The sequence below is a fragment of the Grimontia marina genome (genome assembly GCF_900060185.1).
In the GTDB taxonomy this organism is placed as follows: domain Bacteria; phylum Pseudomonadota; class Gammaproteobacteria; order Enterobacterales; family Vibrionaceae; genus Enterovibrio; species Enterovibrio marinus.
The window spans coordinates 1-19791 of record NZ_FIZY01000045.1 but is presented as its reverse complement, the minus strand read 5'-3'; the positions used below and the strand labels follow the sequence as shown (position 1 = coordinate 19791).

General features: G+C 46.8%; 18 protein-coding genes. 12 read left to right on the top strand and 6 right to left on the bottom strand.

Annotated features, from left to right (window positions below; translation table 11 throughout):
- Positions 1–224: 224 nt before the first annotated feature.
- The gene (locus GMA8713_RS19165) at positions 225–1709 is read right to left on the bottom strand and encodes an aldehyde dehydrogenase (protein ID WP_062713276.1); all 1485 of its coding nucleotides are present in this window, start codon (positions 1707–1709) and stop codon (positions 225–227) included.
- A gap of 756 nt (positions 1710–2465) precedes the next feature.
- Here GMA8713_RS19165 and GMA8713_RS19160 point away from each other — a divergent pair.
- From GMA8713_RS19160 to GMA8713_RS19115, 10 genes are all read left to right on the top strand, one after another.
- A complete protein-coding gene (locus GMA8713_RS19160; protein WP_062713274.1) occupies positions 2466–3614 on the top strand; it encodes an ABC transporter ATP-binding protein in 1149 nt (382 codons plus the stop codon).
- Positions 3614–4546, top strand: a complete 933-nt coding sequence (locus tag GMA8713_RS19155; RefSeq protein WP_062713272.1) for an ABC transporter permease — start codon at positions 3614–3616, stop codon at positions 4544–4546. The genes GMA8713_RS19160 and GMA8713_RS19155 overlap by 1 nt, the downstream gene beginning before the upstream one ends.
- Positions 4543–5352: an ABC transporter permease gene (locus GMA8713_RS19150; RefSeq protein ID WP_062713270.1), complete on the top strand. Its 810-nt coding sequence runs from the start codon at positions 4543–4545 to the stop codon at positions 5350–5352. The genes GMA8713_RS19155 and GMA8713_RS19150 overlap by 4 nt, the downstream gene beginning before the upstream one ends.
- Positions 5353–5371: 19 nt before the next feature.
- Positions 5372–6406 (top strand): extracellular solute-binding protein, encoded by a 1035-nt coding sequence (locus GMA8713_RS19145; RefSeq protein WP_062713269.1) that lies wholly within the window; start codon positions 5372–5374, stop codon positions 6404–6406.
- 59 nt (positions 6407–6465) lie between these two features.
- Positions 6466–7497 carry a histone deacetylase family protein gene (locus GMA8713_RS19140; RefSeq protein ID WP_062713267.1) on the top strand — a complete coding sequence of 344 codons (1032 nt, stop codon included), beginning with the start codon at positions 6466–6468 and terminating at the stop codon, positions 7495–7497.
- A 443-nt stretch (positions 7498–7940) separates the two neighbouring features.
- Positions 7941–9215 carry a flavin-containing monooxygenase gene (locus GMA8713_RS19135; RefSeq protein WP_062713265.1) on the top strand — a complete coding sequence of 425 codons (1275 nt, stop codon included), beginning with the start codon at positions 7941–7943 and terminating at the stop codon, positions 9213–9215.
- A 14-nt stretch (positions 9216–9229) separates the two neighbouring features.
- Entirely contained in the window at positions 9230–9643 is a 414-nt protein-coding gene (locus GMA8713_RS19130; RefSeq protein ID WP_062713263.1) for a RidA family protein, read from the top strand.
- Between the two features lie 10 nt (positions 9644–9653).
- Positions 9654–10325, top strand: coding sequence for a DUF1028 domain-containing protein (locus tag GMA8713_RS19125; protein ID WP_062713261.1), 672 nt, complete (start codon positions 9654–9656; stop codon positions 10323–10325).
- 48 nt (positions 10326–10373) lie between these two features.
- On the top strand, positions 10374–11531 hold the full coding sequence (gene argE / locus GMA8713_RS19120; protein WP_062713259.1) for an acetylornithine deacetylase: 1158 nt from the start codon (positions 10374–10376) through the stop codon (positions 11529–11531).
- A gap of 149 nt (positions 11532–11680) precedes the next feature.
- Positions 11681–13075 (top strand): aminotransferase, encoded by a 1395-nt coding sequence (locus tag GMA8713_RS19115; protein ID WP_062713257.1) that lies wholly within the window; start codon positions 11681–11683, stop codon positions 13073–13075.
- A 160-nt stretch (positions 13076–13235) separates the two neighbouring features.
- Here the strand turns inward: GMA8713_RS19115 and GMA8713_RS19110 are convergent, their stop codons facing one another.
- Complete coding sequence (locus GMA8713_RS19110) at positions 13236–14144, bottom strand: LysR family transcriptional regulator (protein ID WP_062713255.1); 909 nt, start codon at positions 14142–14144, stop codon at positions 13236–13238.
- A 116-nt stretch (positions 14145–14260) separates the two neighbouring features.
- Between GMA8713_RS19110 and GMA8713_RS19105 the strand changes: the two genes are divergently transcribed.
- The gene (locus tag GMA8713_RS19105; RefSeq protein ID WP_062713254.1) at positions 14261–14584 is read left to right on the top strand and encodes an antibiotic biosynthesis monooxygenase family protein; all 324 of its coding nucleotides are present in this window, start codon (positions 14261–14263) and stop codon (positions 14582–14584) included.
- Between the two features lie 342 nt (positions 14585–14926).
- On the opposite strand, the gene GMA8713_RS19100 is transcribed toward GMA8713_RS19105, so the two are convergent.
- The 4 genes from GMA8713_RS19100 to GMA8713_RS19085 form a co-directional block, all read right to left on the bottom strand.
- Positions 14927–16201, bottom strand: a complete 1275-nt coding sequence (locus tag GMA8713_RS19100; protein ID WP_062713252.1) for a dicarboxylate/amino acid:cation symporter — start codon at positions 16199–16201, stop codon at positions 14927–14929.
- Positions 16202–16321: 120 nt separating this feature from the next.
- A complete protein-coding gene (locus GMA8713_RS19095; RefSeq protein WP_062713250.1) occupies positions 16322–17554 on the bottom strand; it encodes an NAD(P)/FAD-dependent oxidoreductase in 1233 nt (410 codons plus the stop codon).
- Between the two features lie 217 nt (positions 17555–17771).
- On the bottom strand, positions 17772–17960 hold the full coding sequence (locus tag GMA8713_RS19090) for a DUF1289 domain-containing protein (RefSeq protein WP_062713248.1): 189 nt from the start codon (positions 17958–17960) through the stop codon (positions 17772–17774).
- 12 nt (positions 17961–17972) lie between these two features.
- Positions 17973–18410, bottom strand: coding sequence for a hypothetical protein (locus GMA8713_RS19085; protein ID WP_062713246.1), 438 nt, complete (start codon positions 18408–18410; stop codon positions 17973–17975).
- 316 nt (positions 18411–18726) lie between these two features.
- On the opposite strand from GMA8713_RS19085, the gene GMA8713_RS19080 reads away from it, so the two are divergent.
- On the top strand, positions 18727–19623 hold the full coding sequence (locus GMA8713_RS19080; protein WP_062713244.1) for a Gfo/Idh/MocA family protein: 897 nt from the start codon (positions 18727–18729) through the stop codon (positions 19621–19623).
- The last annotated feature ends 168 nt before the right edge of the window (positions 19624–19791 follow it).

Below are 19791 nucleotides of genomic sequence, written 5' to 3'. Positions count from 1 at the left end.
CCGAAAATGCTCTGCAGCATGGTACTTACAGGCAATTTCACATCACTCTGTAAAATAATCTTACACTATGGGCCTTATCTTCCAAGTTTGTATTCGGTAATGCGGTTTAGCGTTGAGAGCGGGCATCTGCCAGCCAATAAAACCCATGATATGGCGGAAGAAAACATGGGAGAGGTAGACTTAAAGGCCACTGAAAGGGATTGCAGAGGCCTTCCTTCTTAGTATCAGGACAGCTTTATCCATGTGGTTTTTAGGTGTGTGAACTTGTCGATGGCGTGTAAGGAGAGATCGCGACCAAAGCCTGACTGTTTGAAGCCACCAAAAGGCGTGCAGTAATCCAACGCATCAACCGTATTGACTGAGACAGTACCTGCTTGAATCCGTTTAGCGACTCTATGGGCCCGGTTTAAGTCTGTCGTCCAAACGGATGCTGCCAAACCGTAAATGGAATCGTTAGCGAGCTCAATGGCCTCTTCTTCAGTGTCAAAAGTGATGATAGCCGCAACAGGACCAAACACTTCTTTTCTGGCAATTTCCATGGAGGGGAGAACGTCATCAAATATCGTCGGTTCTATTTGAGCTTGGGAACTATCGCCTTTTCCGCCTGCGAGCAGGGTTGCGCCGTCCTCTTGTGCTCGTTCAATGTATCCCAGCACTTTGCTGGTATGTTGTTGATCTATCAACACGCCCATCTCGGTGTCTGAGTCCAATGGATCGCCGACTCTCATTGCATTGGCTTTTTCAACCAGCTTACTCACAAAAGCCGCTTTGATAGATCGCTCAACCAGTATCCTGGAATTGGCTGAGCAAACCTCTCCCTGATTGAAAAAGATCCCCATGGCAGCGGTGTTAACCGCGGATTCTAGGTCGCAATCAGCAAAAATGAGATTGGGACTTTTACCTCCTGTTTCCGGCCAAACCTGTTTCATGTTAGATGCCGCCGAATACCCCATAAACAACTTGCCGACTTCTGTCGAACCCGTGAAAGTGACACAGTCTACATCTGGGTGAAGACCCAATGCCTTACCCACAATATGACCATACCCAGTGACGACATTGAATACGCCGTCTGGAATACCTGCTTCTTTCGCAAGTTCGGCCAATCTGAGTGCAGTCAATGGTGATTGCTCGGCAGGTTTGAGTACCACGGAGTTGCCCGCCATCAAGGCTGGGGCAATTTTCCATGCGGTGATATCGAGTGGAAAGTTCCATGGTACGACGGCGGCAACAACGCCAACGGGCTCGCGTGTGATGGTGGCTAATGCTTTGCAGTCTGTGGGGGCGACTTCGCCATAAAGCTTATCTACTGCTTCGGCATACCACTCAATGCATCCAGCAGCACCGGGTATGTCAATGTTTAGGGCGTCTGCTACGGGTTTGCCGACATTGAGGCTTTCCAGCAATGCCAGCTCTTCCACGTTATCCATCATGAGGCCAGCCAGCTTTTTCAATACCGCTTTTCGATCACGAGGTGCCATGTTTGACCAAACTCCGGAGCGGAAACTGTCACTCGCTGCTCTCACTGCACGATCAACATCCGACGCTGTGCATGACGCGGTATCATTCAGTTTTTCTCCGGTGGCAGGGTTGATGGTCGAATACGTGCCTTTGTCACTGGCATCGGAAAACTCACCATTGATGAACGCTTTGGCGTGTAAATTGACCTTTGATTTGAGGTTAAGCCAGTATTCCCTGTCTTGCTTTGCCATTCCTTTTGTCCTCTCTATACCGTAACGAATTGCCGCTTTTAAGCCAGTAGCCTTAGTCAGAATATTGGAACGGGTATGACGTTGATGCAGCCTACTGATAGGAAACGGTCAATAATCTATTTCATCATCACAAGCGTTTTTTCCGGTTACTACTCAGCGTATAAAGCCAACTTGCATATGTAAAATAGTATTAATCTGCGCATTGCATTAATTTTATCTATACCCAAACAACCTGAAGATGCAGGATTCGGCGAGATTGACTGGCGTTGTGGTATTTGTCCGTTTACGCATGCCGATTACTCTAATTTAGTGGTTACTTCTGACACCTACCAACGAAACGATGTCACGGTTATTTTTGTTTACCTCATATATAGAAGCATCATCCTTTATAAAAGCGTGGATGAGCTTGCATAGGTTTTTTTAATTCATTTGTTAAGTTAATAATATTTTCACAATGCAAAGATTATTAATACTCTGAGATGGCATTAATCAAAAGTAGAAAAATAGAAAGGTTAAGGCGGAGAGAATTAACCGTGGTTATCGGCTTTGAATGTTTCCTGCACAACAGAAAAATGGTGTGCTTGAGCTACCACTGTCTCTAATTTTTACGCTGACTCCTGTTATTTCGATACATATTTACGATTTTTGAGACCATTAGCCTCTTCGGTAAATGACTATATTTTTGATTGAAAGCGACAACGGAAGTTTGCGCCTCACTTTTAAATAGGTTCAAGACCTGACAGGGAGTCAACGGGAATGGACAAAACTATCAGTCAAGACGTGCTGCAAAGCCCGTCTCAGTCAAAAGGCGCGGTGTCTACCCCGCCACGTATTGCGATAGAAATAAGAAATGCAGTCAAGCGCTATGGTCATGTTACCGCTTTAAAACAAATATCCATGTCGATTAAAGACAACGAATTTTTTACGTTACTTGGCCCTTCCGGGTGCGGGAAAACAACCCTCCTTAGAATGATTGCAGGTTTTGAAGGTACAACAGAAGGAGAAATCTTTCTGTTTGGGAGGGAAATAGAAGGCTTACCTCCTTTTCAGCGCCCAGTGAATACCGTTTTCCAGAATTACGCCCTGTTTCCTCACATGACGATACTCGACAATGTGGCTTTTGGTCCGGAAATGCGTGGATCAACAAAAAATGAAGCGAGAAAAAAAGCCTGTGAGATGCTGGATTTAGTTCAGCTCAGTCAGTTTGCCAATCGTAAGCCAGGCCAACTATCGGGTGGGCAGCAACAGCGTGTTGCACTGGCAAGAGCATTGGCTCCCAAACCTAAAGTGCTACTTCTTGATGAACCATTATCTGCACTCGATCTAAAGTTGCGAAAAGCCATGCAAATTGAGCTGAAGCATTTACAAAGGGAAACAGGAATAACGTTTATCTTTGTCACCCATGATCAAGAAGAGGCCTTGACGATGTCAGACCGCATCGCTGTGATGTCTGAGGGTGAGCTGCAACAGTTGGATGAGGCACGCGATATTTACGAGAAACCGAGAAATACGTTTGTCGCCAATTTTATTGGTGAAACCAACCTTTTGCCGATAACAATCGATGCTGTTCATAGCGGGGAGGCGCGTTGTCAGATTAGTCAACACCATACGCTTACGTGTGCCTGTGAGGGAGAGGTCAACATCGGTGACACGCTGCACGTTTCTATCCGCCCTGAACGCCTTTACCTATCCTCTAAACCCATCGAAACGGAGTGCCTCCAGGGACAAGTACAAGAGAACATGTTCATTGGCACAGATTTGTCGACACGTATCCGGCTCCCTGATGGTACCGACTTCACAGTGAGAACACCGAATTCAGAGCGCGGTAGAAAGTGTATCTTTTCTCCGGGAAGTGATGTTTTTGTCAATATGGAGCAGGGGGCTGCCCGCCTCCTGATTGACTGATGGCTGGTGGAAACGGCAGTGGCGGTGAAGTCGTCTCAAATACCTATCAAGAAGCGAGAATTTGGCTACTTCTTCCTGCGTGGTTGACCCTGACAGTTTTGGTGCTGACTCCTGTTTTCTTGATGTTGATTTACTCGTTTTTGACCAAAGAATTTCGGGGAGGCGTTAGCTGGGAATTTTCTCTGGCAGCGTACGATCAGTTCTTCTTTGATAGAGGCCTATTCGGCGATGAACCGCCGAGTATAGAGTGGACATACATCTCCATTTTCTGGCGTTCGATTTGGCAAGCGGGCGTTGCAACATTTTTCAGTCTTATTATTGGTTTTCCGACCGCCTATTTCATTGCGACAAGACCCGAACGCTACCGTCCTTTATGGGTATTTTTGATCACCATCCCGTATTGGGTGAACTTATTGATTCGCACCGTCTCAATGCGTTTTTTATTGCGTGACGAAGGCCCGATGAATGATTTCTTGCTTTGGTCGGGCATACTCGAGAGCCCGATTCGTCTGATCAACACCGATGTCGCGGTTCAAATCGGTCTTTTCTATTCCTACCTGCCGTTTATGGTACTGCCTATCTATGCGTCTATTGAGCGCTATAACTTTTCACTCAGTGAAGCGGCCGCCGACCTCTATGCCAGCAAATGGGCCATCTTGAGGCGTGTCCTTCTTCCTTCGGTCAAGGCCGGTGTTATCGCGGGTTCGATTCTGGTCTTTGTCCCGTCACTCGGGTCATTTCTTGCACCAGATCTGCTTGGTGGTGCGAAGAACTTTATGATTGGTTCCTTGATAGAAGAGCAGTTCAAAGGTAACGCTGGGAACTGGCCTTTTGGTGCGGCGGCGTCGATGATTTTACTGAGTTTGGTGTTGCTGATCCTCCTGATATTTTCTTCACCCAAAAGAACAGGAAAGGAGGCTGGGCGCGAATGAAAAGTCGTCATTATGATATCAAGGCGTTCACCGGATTTATGCCCATTACACTGCTTTGTCTGGCTGTGCTTTATGCCCCTCTGATCATCGTCAGTATCTATAGCTTCAATGCGTCTGAGTCTATCGCTGTCTGGGAAGGTTTTTCTTTTCGCTGGTATCTGGATGTGTTCTCTGGGCCTGAAAGTGCGAAGTTTAAAGTTGCAGCAAGAAATAGCTTTCTGATCGCGATTATTGCGGCGACAACAGCAACAGCGATTGCTGTGTTTGCGGCAACAGCCATGGTGAGAAGTGGGGGATTCCGGCTTAGGAAATGGTCATTTGGCCTGATTTCCTTGCCTTTGATGGTGCCTGAAATTGTAACGGCTGTCGCCACGCTGATCTTCTTCAACAGTATCGGGTTTGAACGTGGAATTCTGACCATCCTGGTGGCACACATTGCTTTTTGTATACCGTTTGCTTATTTACCAATTGCCGCACGTATGCAGGGAATCGAGTCAAGCTACGAGCAAGCTGCGATGGATCTCTACGCCACCCGTCGTCAGGCCTTTACCCGAATCTTACTTCCGTTGATGGCACCTGCGATCATTTCAGGTTTCTTATTGGCGTTCATCATTTCTCTCGATGATTTCATTATTACCAATTTCGTTAAAGGGGCGGGCGTAGAAACCCTCCCTACAGCAATTTTTGGTGCCGTTAAGCAAGGCATAAAACCGAACATCATGGCCATTTCAACCATGCTACTGGCATTTTCGGTAGTAATGGTCACCTTGTCGTATTTCGTCAGTAAAAAAGGCGAAAAATCCTAAACCGGAAAAGGAGAACATTATGTCGTACATCCTTAGATCCGCTCTGACTGCTGTCGCCATCATGGTGTCGGCAACTGGCGCACACGCCGCCGAAAAACTGGCTATTTATCATTGGTTCGAATACATCCCTCAATCGTTGCTTGATAAATTTTCGCAGGAGACGGGTATCGAGGTGGTGATGGATACCTACGACTCTAATGAGTCTATGCTGGCGACATTGAAGGCGGGAGCATTGGGTACTTATGACATCGCGGTACCAACAGACTATATGGTGTCGATTTTGTTGAGCGAAGGTATGTTGGATGAAATTGCCGAGGGGGAAAGGAAGAATCTTGGTAATGTTAAAGCCCAATTTGCGGATCCTGCATACGATCCGGGTTTGAAACACTCAATTCCTTACCAGTGGGGAACCACTAGCTTTGCCGTTGATACCGCAGTGTATCCAGGAGACATCAATACCACTGATATCATCTTTAACCCGCCTGAGATGCTTAAAGGCAGGATCAATATGATAGACAGTCAAGGGGAAGTGCTGGCATTGGCGGCCTTACATATGGGTATACCGCAATGCATCCAAGACAGAGAAAAGCTCAAGGCTCTAAATGCAATGTTACAAACGGCCAAACCTTACTGGGCATCTTTTAACTCTGATACCGCAAAAGAAGTACTGGCTTCCGGAGATGTTGCAGTGGGTATGATATTCAACGGTTATGCTGCTAAAGCGCGCGGTGCAAGACCGTCGCTACAATATGCTTTTCCGAAAGAAGGCTACGTATTGTGGATGGATAGCGTCGTCTTGCTGAAAGATGCACCAAACCGTGACAACGCCATAAAGTTCATGGACTTTTTGCTTAAGCCAGAAAACATTGCACAGGTGTCGAACTTTGCGCGATATGGCCAGGCTCTGTCTGGTGCCGAACCTTATCTGGACAAAGCGTTGACTGAGGAACCGGAGTCCAACCCTCCTGAAAATGGTAACGGAGTGTTTGTTCAAGCGTGTGATGCGCAAACCCAGACTGTCTATGATCGTATGTGGACGAATCTACGCAAATAAGTCCTTGGCGGGAGTTTCCTCCTGCCAATGACATGAATGTTGTCAGGGAGAAGGAAAAGATGGAATCAATTTTTTCTGAAAAACATATCCTCAGAAATGCCAAAACAGAACTATCGGGCGGGTTGCTCGTTGAGCCTTATGAGCGGCCCAGCAGGGCAGAATATATTGTCAACCGTATCCGGGATACCCAGCTAGGGAACGTCATTTCGCCGGGTGATTATGGTATGTCGCCGATTCGGGCGATTCACTCTGCTGATTTTGTCGAATTTCTTCAAACCGCATGGGTGAGGTGGAAAGAGGCAGGTTTCGAAGGAGAGGCAATTCCATCCGTATGGCCTGCAGGACAACTCCAGACGGTCAGACCCCGTTTTATTGAAGGGCAACTCGGTTATTACGCACTTGCGGGTGAAACCAGCCTGAGTGAAGGAACGTGGGAAGCTGCTTATGAGAGTGCGCAGGTTGCGCTGTCGGGTATTGATAAACTCCTTTCAAACGAGAGCCGGGGGATCTTTTCACTGTGCCGTCCTCCGGGTCACCATGCCACCGCCAACCGATATGGTGGATATTGCTTTTTAAACAACGTCGCTATTGCTGCTCAATACTGCCGTGACAACGGATCACAGCGAGTCGCTATTCTTGATATCGATTTTCACCACGGCAACGGCACACAAGAGATTTTTTATGATCGAGATGATGTGCTGTTTGTTTCTCTCCATGGCGATCCTTTGGATACGTTTCCCTTTTTCTGGGGCCACGAAAAAGAGCAGGGTAGAGGATCAGGAACGGGGTATACCGTCAACTATCCGATGCCACCTGGGACTGGCTTTGCGTCGTGGCGAGAATCATTGGCGAAAGCGTTGGAGAAAATTGCAGCATTCAATGCCGATGTGCTACTCGTTTCTCTCGGCGTAGATACCTTTGAAAATGATCCCATCAGCTTTTTTAAACTCAAGAGTGATGATTATCTGGTGGTTGGTAGAGATATTGCTGAATTGGGCATTAAAACGCAATTTGTCATGGAAGGTGGCTATGATGTGGAGGAAATCGGTATCAATGTCGTTAATGTATTAGCTGGCTTTGACTCGCGATAAAAAATATACAGAAATTTTTCTGTTAAGTCATATTTGAATGAATCGAGACTGGCATAATTTCATTGTAGTCACGTAAAGCTTTTGATACTTGATTTTATTGCGTCAATTCTCCTGAACTTGGCGGTGAAACTCATAGAGTTTTACCGCCATTTTTCTATTATTTCAACACTGGTGTTTGAATAGTTTTTTTTAATGCTTTTCTTAGGTTAATAATATTTTACCGATACAAATAATCACCCTAACCTGTCTCTAAGCTTTCTTTTCAATCGTTGAAAATTGTTAAAAACCACGCTCGGTTTCACTTATTTCAAATAACAAGGAAGGACGTTACTAAATACCATTCTCCAGGCTTTTCAACTGTGAAGAGTCAGAGAGTAGGGGTAATTAAACGCCCTCTGAACACGTTTCATTTATCAGGCTTATGAAGGCGCGAAGGACTGGAAATGGCAAACAAGATCATCGAAATTGATACTCTCGTTGTGGGTGCAGGCCAAGCCGGTGTGGCGATCAGCGAACACCTTACAGCACATGGTGTTCCGCACATAGTGCTTGAACGGGACAGAATCGCAGAGCGATGGCGCTCGGCCCGTTGGGATTCATTGGTTGCAAACGGCCCTGCATGGCATGATCGCTTTCCTGGTATGGAATTCGCTGAGTTTGGCGATCATGAATTCGTGCCTAAGGACAAAATTGCGGAGTATTTCGAGCAATACGCAAAACGTTTTGATGCCCCGATCGAAACAGGCGTTAATGTCACCAAGGTTTCTCGTCATGAAGGTAAGCCGGGCTTTCGGGTGACCACTTCAACACACCACTATGATGCTCGCAGTGTGGTAGCAGCGACAGGCCCATTTCAATTGCCGTCTCTGCCACCTATAGCCCCCTCAAATCCCGCTGTGTTTCAGATTCATTCTTCGCAATACCGTAACCCTGAACAATTGCCTGAAGGAGCGGTACTCGTGGTGGGTGCAGGGTCATCCGGTACCCAAATTGCCGACGAGCTGCAGCAGCAGGGGCGTAAAGTTTTTCTCTCTGTTGGCGCTCATGACAGGCCCCCGCGCTCATACCGGGGGAGGGATTTCGTTTGGTGGCTTGGTGTGCTGGGCAAATGGGATATTCAAACCGTAAAGCCGGGTACGGAGCACACCACCATTGCGGTAACGGGCAGTCGAGGAATTAAGGGGACTGTTGATTTTAGAGCCCTGGCACATCAAGGCGTGACGTTAGTCGGACTAACGGACAGCTTTGAGCACGATACGGTGACATTTCGGGATGATCTGGTGACCAATATTCAGCGGGGTGATCATGACTACCTTGCCTTGCTTGATGCGGCTGATGATTACATCGAGAAAAACGGACTCGATTTTCCCTTGGAGCCAGAGGCCAGAGAGATACCTCATGACCCACATTGTTTAACGCATCCGATTCGGTCCCTGAGCCTGGAGCAAGAGAAGATCAGCACGGTGATTTGGGCGACAGGTTATACACAAGACTACTCTTGGCTTGATGTTGATGCCTTTGATGAGCAGGGGCGTCCCGCACATCAACGCGGAATATCAAAACATCCCGGTATCTATTTTATTGGCCTGCCCTGGCTCTCTAGCCGCGGTTCCTCCTTTATCTGGGGGGTATGGCACGATGCCCGATTTATCGCTGACCATATTGCTACCCAACGCAAATATCTTACTCAAGGCGATCTTTCAAAACGTCAGTGCTAATCATGGAGCATTCAATGACCACTCATATTCGAATAAGAAAGTTCAATACCAAGGAAACCTACCCCAATCAAAAATTGGATAACGATCTGTGTCAGGCTGTCCGCGCGGGAAACACCATCTATGTTCGAGGTCAGGTCGGCACTGATTTCGATGGTAAACTGGTTGGGCTTGGTGACCCAGCAGCCCAAGCTGAACAGGCCATGAAAAATGTCCAACAGCTTCTGGAAGAAGCTGGCTCTGACATGTCCCATATAGTGAAAACCACGACTTACATTACAGATCCTAGGTATCGCGAGGCTGTATATCAGGTTACAGGTAAATGGCTAAAAGGTGTGTTCCCCATTTCGACAGGATTGGTGGTACAGGGACTGGGTCAGCCTGAGTGGTTAATGGAAATAGATGTAATAGCCGTTGTGCCAGACGAATAAGGAGCATGAAATGACATTTTCCATCGCAGCTGTTTGTCGAGAGAGCCAAATGGCAGGGTGCGCGATAGCATCTTCAAGTATTTGTGTCGCCAGTCGATGCGCCTTTGTTAGAAGTGGTGTGGGCGTAGCGCTCAGTCAAAATATCACGGATCCCGCCCTTGGCACTCTGTTGCTTCAGCGCATGGCAGCAGGAGAAGAGCCAGCTACAGCGGTTGGCTTTCTGGCTGAGAATCAGGCGAATATTGAATGGCGGCAGATTGGGGCGGTTAACCTTGCTGGTCAAGGCGCTCTTTTTACAGGAGACCAGGCATTGGGTATTCATGCCTCATCTCAAGGGAAAGATTGTATCGCGATGGGGAACCTGTTGGACAACCCTGATGTGCCTCTGGCAATGACGACAAGTTTTCAGCAGTCAACGGGTTCGTTGGCTGAGCGACTGATGCAGGCATTGGAAGCAGGGCTGCGTGCGGGGGGAGAGAAAGGTCCCGCATACTCTGCAGGCTTGCTGGTTACTGCACAACATGAATGGCCGGTGGTGAATCTTCGCGTGGATTGGCATATTTCCCCGATCACTGAACTCAGGATGCTGTGGCAACAATATGAACCTCAGATGCAGGCATACATCACGCGAGCACATGATCCACAGAATGCTGAGTCCTACGGTGTGCCGGGTGATGAATAAAGTGCGCACTTCCAAAAGGTCAAACAGTATCAATAGGGGGCGTGAGAAATGACCAGAGCGACAACCACTTCACTACTTGAGCGCCTGATCGCCTTTGATACGACCAGTTGCCATGCCAATCTTTCCATGATCCACTTCATCAAACAGTATCTCGAAGACTACGGAGTCGCATCAAAGCTTGTATTTGATGATACGGGCAGAAAGGCCAATCTATACGCCATTATTGGACCGCAAGATAAACCGGGCGTCATGCTATCAGGACACACAGATACTGTGCCCGTGGAGGGGCAGGTGTGGACCAAACCTGCGTTTACGCTTACGCAAGATGGTGACAGGTTTTACGGTCGGGGTACTGCAGATATGAAAGGCTTTCAGGCAGTAGTGCTTCAAGCGGTTCCCGCGATGGTGCAAAGAAAGTTACGACTGCCGATACACTTAGCCTTCTCTTATGATGAAGAAATTGGGTGTATCGGGGTTAGAAGGTTGATCGATGTGATGAACCAACAACCCTCTCAGCCTCTGTGTTGCATTATTGGAGAGCCGACATCCATGGATGTTGTGACTGCGCACAAAGGGAAAGTGGCATTAGCCGTGACGGTCAAAGGAAAAGCTTGCCACTCTGGCCTTGCACCTTTGGGGGTTAACGCTATTTCCTATGCTGCGAGACTGATTAACTGGCTCGACAACAAGGCATCGGATAAACAAAACAATGGCCCTTTCGAAGAGGGATACGACATTCCATTTACTACAGTGCATGTCGGTAAGCTATCGGGCGGGATAGCGCTAAACATCGTGCCCGACCGCTGTTCTTTTTCTTTTGAAATTCGATATATCAACGGTGATAACCCCCACCAAATTATCGATGACTTTATGGGGTATGCAGATGAACTGGTGCGGGAAATGCGTCTTGTAGACCCCACTTGCAAAATAGACACCGAAATTGTGACCGAGTATCCAGGACTTAAAACAACCGATCGCGCCGACATCATTGAGTTTGTCCAACGGTTGGCGGGAAAAAACACGATGAACAAGGTTAATTTTGGTACTGAAGGTGGGCTTTTTGACACTCGGCTTCATATACCCACTGTGGTTTGTGGTCCGGGCAGTATGCAGCAGGGTCACAAGCCGGATGAGTTCATCACGCAAAGTCAATTAGAGGACTGTGAGCTATTTATAGACCGCCTTCTTGACGAGTTGACTGAGTAAACAGCGCAATCGCCAATTGCAATGACTACTTCAGTTTTTTTAATGCAAAGCTTAGTGAAAAAATATTTTATCAATAATTCACCACGGCCTAACCTGAACTGATACAAGCCGTCATAGCAGGGAATGAAATAAGCAGGAGATAGCTCGATATGTCCGATTCAAAGAACCCAGAGATGCAGAATATCTGGCAACAAGATAAAGACCACTATATCCATCCATGGACGGACTTTTCGACCTTTCATGAGACAGGATCGATGGTACTCGCTGGCAGTGATAATGCGCATGTCATAGATTTTGAAGGCCGAACCTATTTAGATGGAATAGGCGGTTTGTGGTGCGTAAATATTGGATATGCCAGAGAAGAAATGGCGGAAGCCATTGCTGACCAAGTTCGTAAAATCCCTTATTACTCCTGCTTTGGTCATCATACAACTATTCCTGCTGCTAAACTCGCCGCCAAACTTGCTGAGTTGGCCCCGGGAAACCTCAACCATGTCTTTTATGGTTGTGGCGGCTCAGTGGCAAATGACACCGCGGTGAGATTGATTCATTTCTATTTTAACCAACTCGGTAAGCGTTCGAAAAAGAAGATAATTTCTCGAATAGATGGCTACCATGGCAGTACTTACATGTCGATGTCAATTACTGGTGTACAGGCTGACCACATTGGTTTTGATATACACGAAGAATTGGTTCATCACATATCCTGTCCTAACCCATATCGACGACCAGAAGGCCAAACGCTTGAAGACTTTTGCGATGAAAAAGTGAAGGAGCTTGAAGACAAAATCATTGAACTGGGGCCTGACAACGTGGCGGCATTTTTTGCAGAGCCCATCATGGGAGCAGGTGGTGTCATTGTACCGCCTCCTGGCTACCACAAACGCACGTTAGAAATTTGCCGGAAATACGATGTGAAGTATGTTTCCGATGAGGTGGTCACGGCGTTCGGGCGCTTAGGGCACATGTTTGCCTCTGAGAAGGAATTTGAGATAGTGCCTGACGTCATTACATGCGCAAAGGGACTGACTTCTGGCTATCTGCCACTGGGAGCCACTATTCTATCTGACGATATCTATGAGGTGATAAGCAAACCTCAGGCAGAGGGCGCAATATTCACCCACGGATTTACCTACTCTGGCCATCCGGTTAGCTGTGCAGCAGGGTTAAAGAATATTGAGATTATGGAGAGAGAGGACCTCTGTGGCAGGGTTCAGGACCTTGGGGCATATTTTGAAGAGCAATTGAAGTCTTTGTGTGATTTACCCATCGTTGGAGATGTTCGTGGTCGTAAATATATGATGTGCATAGAAAATGTTGCAGATAAGAAGACTAAGGCATTACTGGATGGAAAAGCGAGAGTGGGTAACCGAATTGCAGAACATTGTCAGCGTAGGGGGTTAATTGTACGACCACTGGGACATATGAATGTGCTGTCACCGCCTCTAACCCTGAGTAAAGAACATATCGATTTCCTTGTGGCAACGCTGCGGGAAAGTATTGAAGCGACAACGGAAGATTTGAAAAACGATGGGTATCTCTAACGTATATCATGCTTTCTTTGCTCAAAAGGCACGAATTCATTTGGCTGCGTAAGCAGCCAAAATTTTGCCACAACATTGCTTTCCTCAATGTATATACCCAAACTCGCTGAATTCTGCATCTTCAGGTTGTTTGGGTATATAGGCTGACAACCTTGGCTTTTTATCTAGAGCGCTGTTTGTGGTGAGACTGGGCGACGTTGATAAAACCTTGGACGTGAGGTTGGAGTTTTGAGCCTTTTCGCCAAACCACACCAATTCGGATAACCGGCAGCGAGCCAGATATGTCTCGTGATTCAATGCGATCACCGTCCAGCGACCAAGGTCGATAAACCATATCCGGCAATAAAGTGATACCTGCACCAGTAGCAACCATATTACGGACGGCTTCAACGGAGCGGGTGCGGAATACGATGTCTGGGCGGGTATTTAATGCACTCAACAATTTGTGTGTCGTGGCTTCTATTTCCTCTATATTAAGCATCACCAAGGGTTCATCCGAAATATCGTCGAGTGAGATAGAGTCGCTGGTGGTTAGCCTGTGCCCAATAGGTAGCCAGAGCCGGTACGGAGAAACATCCAATGTTTCTGCATCGAGCGCCATTAGATCTTGCCCCTCGTCTAAAAGGATAACGGCGGCATCCAACTCCCCTCCAATCAAAAGGTGCTCCAGATATTCGCTGTTATCTTCGATAACAGCGATTTTCACATAAGGATAAGCACGTTTATAACGTGAAAGAATATCAGCCAATACATAGCCTGAAACCAAGGCGGTCACGCCAATGTTAAGTTCTCCCTTGGACATGGAACTCTCGGGAGAAAGAGATAAGCGCGCATCGGATACTTGCCCGAGGATTGTTTTGGCATGCCGGAGGAAATGATGACCATTCCGGGTGATATTCAGTCCCCTTGGATGGCGTTCAAACAAAAGCACCCCGAGATCAGCCTCGAGGTCTTTTATCGCGTCCGTTATAGCGGACTGGGAGATAGAAAGTAACTGGGCGGCATGGGACATACTGCCCTGCTCAGCAGTAGCGACGAAGTACTGCAATTGTCGCAATGTAAAAGCCAAAAGTGATTAATCCATTGAAATGACTCTTCTGATTGTAGAGCATTGAAATGTATTTGCAGTTATCCCAAAGACTTGGATAACTTCCTATAAAGAATGGAGCGAAGGAGAGAATGATCATGTCTGACATTGCAAACACCCCGGAGCCACCCTACTACGCAGTGATATTCACCAATCACCGAACAGAGATTGACGAAGGCTATGGAGAAATGGCTGAGCGAATGGTTGAGTTAGCGACTGAGCAGCCAGGTTTTCTGGGTGTTGAGTCGGCCAGGGAAGGGTTAGGTATCACGGTCTCCTACTGGAAAGACCTCGAATCCATCAAGCAATGGAAAGCAAATATGGAGCATGTAGAAGCCCAGAAAATGGGGCGAAAAAAATGGTATCAGGCCTTTACAACGCGAATTGCCAAGGTTGAGAGGGAATACAGTCTGTTAGACTAAAAAGACCAATTAAATAATGCGCTTAAAGCCGAATGTATAAAATAGAAAAAAATTTCAGCTCCACTTTCTCATAAAAGAATCGCTGAGTTAAAAATAAAGACGAGCGTTGAACTTGTGTATCTTATCCACAAATACTGTGAATAAAAAAACATCAGTAGCAAATAAAATACAAGTGGATGTTAAATGCGTGCAGTTGCGCAATAGCTAATCGGTCATTTGTACGCATTAAAATTATTGGGTTGCGTAAAACTTGATTGGTTATCGGCATGTTTTGATTAAGAAAATTATATGCTGAATAATCATTCAGTTTCAGATCTAAATTAGGCATACCGATGGCAGTTATCAAATGGCGTGATGGGTTAGAGCATGACTTGTCCCTCCTTCCTGCTGCCACTTATCAATGACGACTGCAGCAATAAGGTCCCCTTCAACGTTGACAGCGGTTCTGAAGGTATCCAGTGGGCGTTCAATCAGCAACAATATGGCAATTGCTTCGAGGGGAATACCCGCAGCTAGCAGTACCATCTGCATCCCAGACATAGAACCTGAAGGCATTCCTAGCGCGCCAATGGAAGACACCATGGCCATGAAAAAGATCATCACCAATCCGGAGGTTGTCAGATCGACACCAAAGAGTTGAGCAAGAAAAATCGCAGCTACCCCTTCAAAAAGTGCTGTGCCATCCATGTTCATGACAGAGCCAAGAGGTAGAACCATACTGCTGGTGGTTTGAGATACCCCAAGCTCCTGCTCTGCGGTCTCCATCGAAAGGGGCAGGGTTGCAGAGCTAGAGGAAGTCGCGAATGCCATGGCCATTGGGGCAGACAATGCCTTAAAGAGACGCTTGAAACTTGTCCCGGTGATGAATTTGGCAATACCCGGTAACACTATGGCGCCGTGGATCAGGGTGAGCGTAAACACCAATGCGGCAAACAGGGCCAACTGCTTGAACAGCAAACTACTGCCGGAGGCAGAAAATTCAAAAACGATCGAAAAAACGGCCAACGGCGCCAGCTTGATCATACCGCTGACGATTTTATTCACGGCTTTGTTTAGCCCATTTATCACTTCAAATAGTGGATGCTTTTCGGGTAGTACTGACAGCAAGGCCAAACCGAGCATGAACGAAAACAAGACAATCGCGAGAAGGTTACCCTCGGACAGGGCTTGTATTGGGTTAACAAGTGCCATCGAAATTAATTTTTCTGCAATGGCCCCACCACTAGCGGCTTCAGCGCTAATCAATTTGACCTCTTCGCCTACCGGCACAATTGATGTCAGTGGCTCCCAAGGTGGGAGCAGTAACGACGCACCCAGCCCGAGGCTGATAGCAATGAAAGAGGTAAAGCTATAAAACAGTATCGTGGCTCGGCCTATCTTTTTTAACCGCATTGTGGAGCCAATACTGGTGATACCTTGCAGCAGTGACAGCATAACAACGATGCCTACCACCATTTTGAGCAAGCCCAGATAAGAGGTTTTATCCAGAGCGATCAATTGATACCAGTCTTGTTGAGTGACCTGATCGTCAACGGAGAAGAGGCGGGTTATGGCCCAAGCAGAAAAAGCAGCAAACGCTAGCTGTAAAGGGAGAGATTGACGAAGTTTAGTCCACATTATTGTTATTCCGAAAATTCACAGCACACTGGAAAACTGAGCTGAAAAAGCAAGCGATAAGGCACTGAGGAGTGTTTTGCACTCCCCAGTGAGACTGATGGGTTACAGGGTCAACAGCCTTTAGGAGATATTGTGCTTGTAGAAAGGATTCAGTGATGCCTTTACACGCTTTAGAAGCACCAGTGCCGTGACGCGACCCCAACCAAATAGAATTTTCTGGTGAAGACGAAATATTGTGTCATACAGGTTGCGTACAAAGCGGCCACGAACGATCAATTTGTTGTTCATCAGGTTGCCTACTGCATAGTCATGGCCAACCGCTATAACCATTCCGCCATCATTGAAAATAAATGGTTTCATCGCTTTACCTTTAAGCATACGGATAAGCTGGCGAGCTAAATGATCTGCAGCCTGATTTGCTGCTTGCGCTCTTGGTGGTACAAAGCTGCCGTCAGGCTGCGGGCATTCAGCGCTGTCACCGATAACAAAGATATTCTCATCCATCGAGGTACGGAGCGTTTGGTCAACTTTCAACTGGTTCAGGCGGTTTGTTTCCAATCCATCAAGTGTCGCAAGCCAAGGTGCACACTTAATGCCTGCCGCCCATAATTGGAGGCTGGCAGTCAGAACTTCACCATTATCAGTAATGAGTTTCCCTTCTTCTGCGCGCGCTATACGCGTGTTTGTTTTAACGTTTACTCCGCTTTTAGTGAGAGCGTGCTGCACTTTCCGGGACATGCACTCAGGTCCAGCAGGCAATACCCGATCAGAGGCTTCAATAAGGGTAATTTTGAGCTCGGCATTTCTGCGGTAACGTTTTAGCTGATTACTGACTTTTGCAAGCTCGGCGGCCAATTCGACGCCTGTTGCACCTGCGCCCACGATAGAGATTTGACGAGACTCATCGGCTTTCAGCAAAGGATTAATGCGATCCCATGCGCGCTGGGCTTGTTCTGCAGAGTCTAAAAACAGGCAGTGTTCGCTGACGCCTGCCGTTTTGAAGTCGTTACTTACTGCGCCAACCGCAATCACCAGATAGTCGTAATCGAGCGTCGATATCTGGCCATTGGCATCACGAATTTCAATCTGCTTGTCAGCGCGGCTAAGTGCAGACATTGAAGCTTGGACATATTGATAGCGATTGCAGAAGCTATGTTGGAGGTAGCTAACAGCATCCAATTCTTGGTCGAAGGTTCCGGCCGCGATTTCATGCAGACGAGGCTTCCAGTAATGGTGACTGGCAGGCTCAACCAAAATAACCTCATGTTCACGGCGACGCGCAAACTGTTTACCCAAACGAGTGACTAACTCCAGGCCTGCTGCACCTCCACCTACTACAACGATTCTTGACATCGTTCTCTCCCAATACCAACACTCTGAGTGTTGTTGAATACGGTATGCCAGCCTTGTCATCAGGTTTCATAGGCTAGCGGAATGGGGCGCATTATATTGATGATGTGAAAATTGATAATGCAACACATTCGAAATTGATTATTACCAATAGGTAATAATTGAACTGGATCGGATTCAGGTTATTTGGGTATAGGAGAGCAGCACCAAGATGCGATCGTTATTTTCCTTCTTTAACCGATAACTTAGACATCCTTTTCTTCAGTTCTTTTTGAAGGGCATTTTTGTCGTAAGGCTTCATGCCTTTCCACTTTTGGCATTCCTCACGCGTACGACCACATCCTAAACACCATCCTTTGGGGCCAGAAAAATCACACACATCAATACAGGGACTTTGATTCCGCTTCATCGTTATCCTGCTTCAGAGCTCACTTAATGTCTGCTCAATACCGTCTTCAAGTTGCCGGAGACGGTTAAACTCTTCATACAGCTTTTGTTCGAGGTTTTTAAAGTTGAGAGGCAGGTTGCGCTGACAAATATGATAACCGCTCCCTATCGCTTGATAGCCTTTCCAGCCCTTAATCGTCTGACCTTCAAGCTGCAGAAACTTGCGGACAAATTCAGATTGTGAAGGGCAGTCTTCTTCTGCGTGCATACAGATAGGAAACTCTTTCTGCTTTAACTGCGGCGCTTCAATATAGGTTTCAAAGTGGATGCCGCCTTGAGCCTCATTGTGCCAATTTTCCTTATAAAGCTGCATGTACACGCCGCGGTTATAGATCTCCCAACCATCATCAAACCATGATGACTGGCGGAGCATTTTCTCGAGATTCCGGAAAATAGGTTTAATGTCTTTCATTCATATATCCCTTGAAATACAGAGCCAACGCGAGCATCTAACATGCTTCTCTATGGTCTGGATTAGCATCCTAGCCTGACTGATTTGTTATGTTATAACGCAACCTATCAATGGCGCCAAATAAGTGTCAATAAGCGAGAGAACAGCAAAAGCAGTGAGAACTAAATTAGAGAAGGTGAATATCGAAAATGTCTCTTTAGTGTGACGCGTATGGAGTCTAAATTGGTACGGAAATGATACCCTCCAAGCCAGCTTTGCAGCTTGCGATTGGCTCTGAATCAGCAAGCAATCTGCTTCAACAATGAAAGGGAAATGAATGAGAATTGCCGTAATCAGTTTGGGTGATATTGCTACTAAAGCCTTCCTTCCTTTGCTAACCCGCATGCCAAATCTCGAGCTTATCTTTTGTACCCGCAACCCAGAAAAACTGGCAGCAGTCGCTAGCGAATATCGCATTGCGGAAACCTGCCGCGATTATCGCGAGTTGCTTGAGATGAATATCGATGGCGTGATGATCCACACCAGCAGCGAAACACATGCTGCTATTGCGACGTTTTTTATGGAACAGGGTATCCCCGTTTTCGTTGATAAGCCTGCCACGCTGAATTTTGCCGACTACCAAAAGCTTCATGATTTGTCAGAGCAAAAATCCGTCCCTTTGTTTGTTGGCTTCAATCGCCGCTACATTCCACTTTGGAACACGCTGGTGGGCCGAGCTGATCTTCGAACGCTTACATGGCACAAACATCGACTCAATCTGACAGGCAAAGCACAGGACTTCATTTTTGATGACATGATCCACGTGATTGATTCGCTCAATATCCATGGAAACATTGACCAGCAAGACATTCAGATGGTTTGCCAGAAAGCGGGCGATGAAATCGCCATGATTAACCTCTCCTGGGAAGAAAATGGCATTCTATTCAATGGCCAAATGAACCGTCAGTTCGGCAAAACCTGCGAGTCAGTGTCGTTGGCCTTTGAAAATGCAGCCTATCAATTTAATAGCTTTTTGAAAGGCGAGAAATTCGAGAACGGCATCACCCAAACTGTCGAACTGCCCGATTGGACAAATACCCTAGAAACCAAGGGCTTTAAAGCCATGCTGGAAGAATGGGTGAGTGTGGTGGCATTAGGCCGAATGGATGAGGAAACTAAGCAACGAAACCTATCGACCCATGCATTTTGTGAGTGGTTGTTGGGGGCTTGTTAAAAGCGCAAGTATGCCTACATCGAGAAGCGCCACAGTAGTTAACTAAATAGCTGTTCCTAATAGTAGATCTCAAAGGTAAGAGAAACTCAGTCCAGTTTGCGCGATCTGATCTATCGCCAAACAGAGAAAACCCACAAAAAGGACTGAGTAATGGCCATCATAGCACCG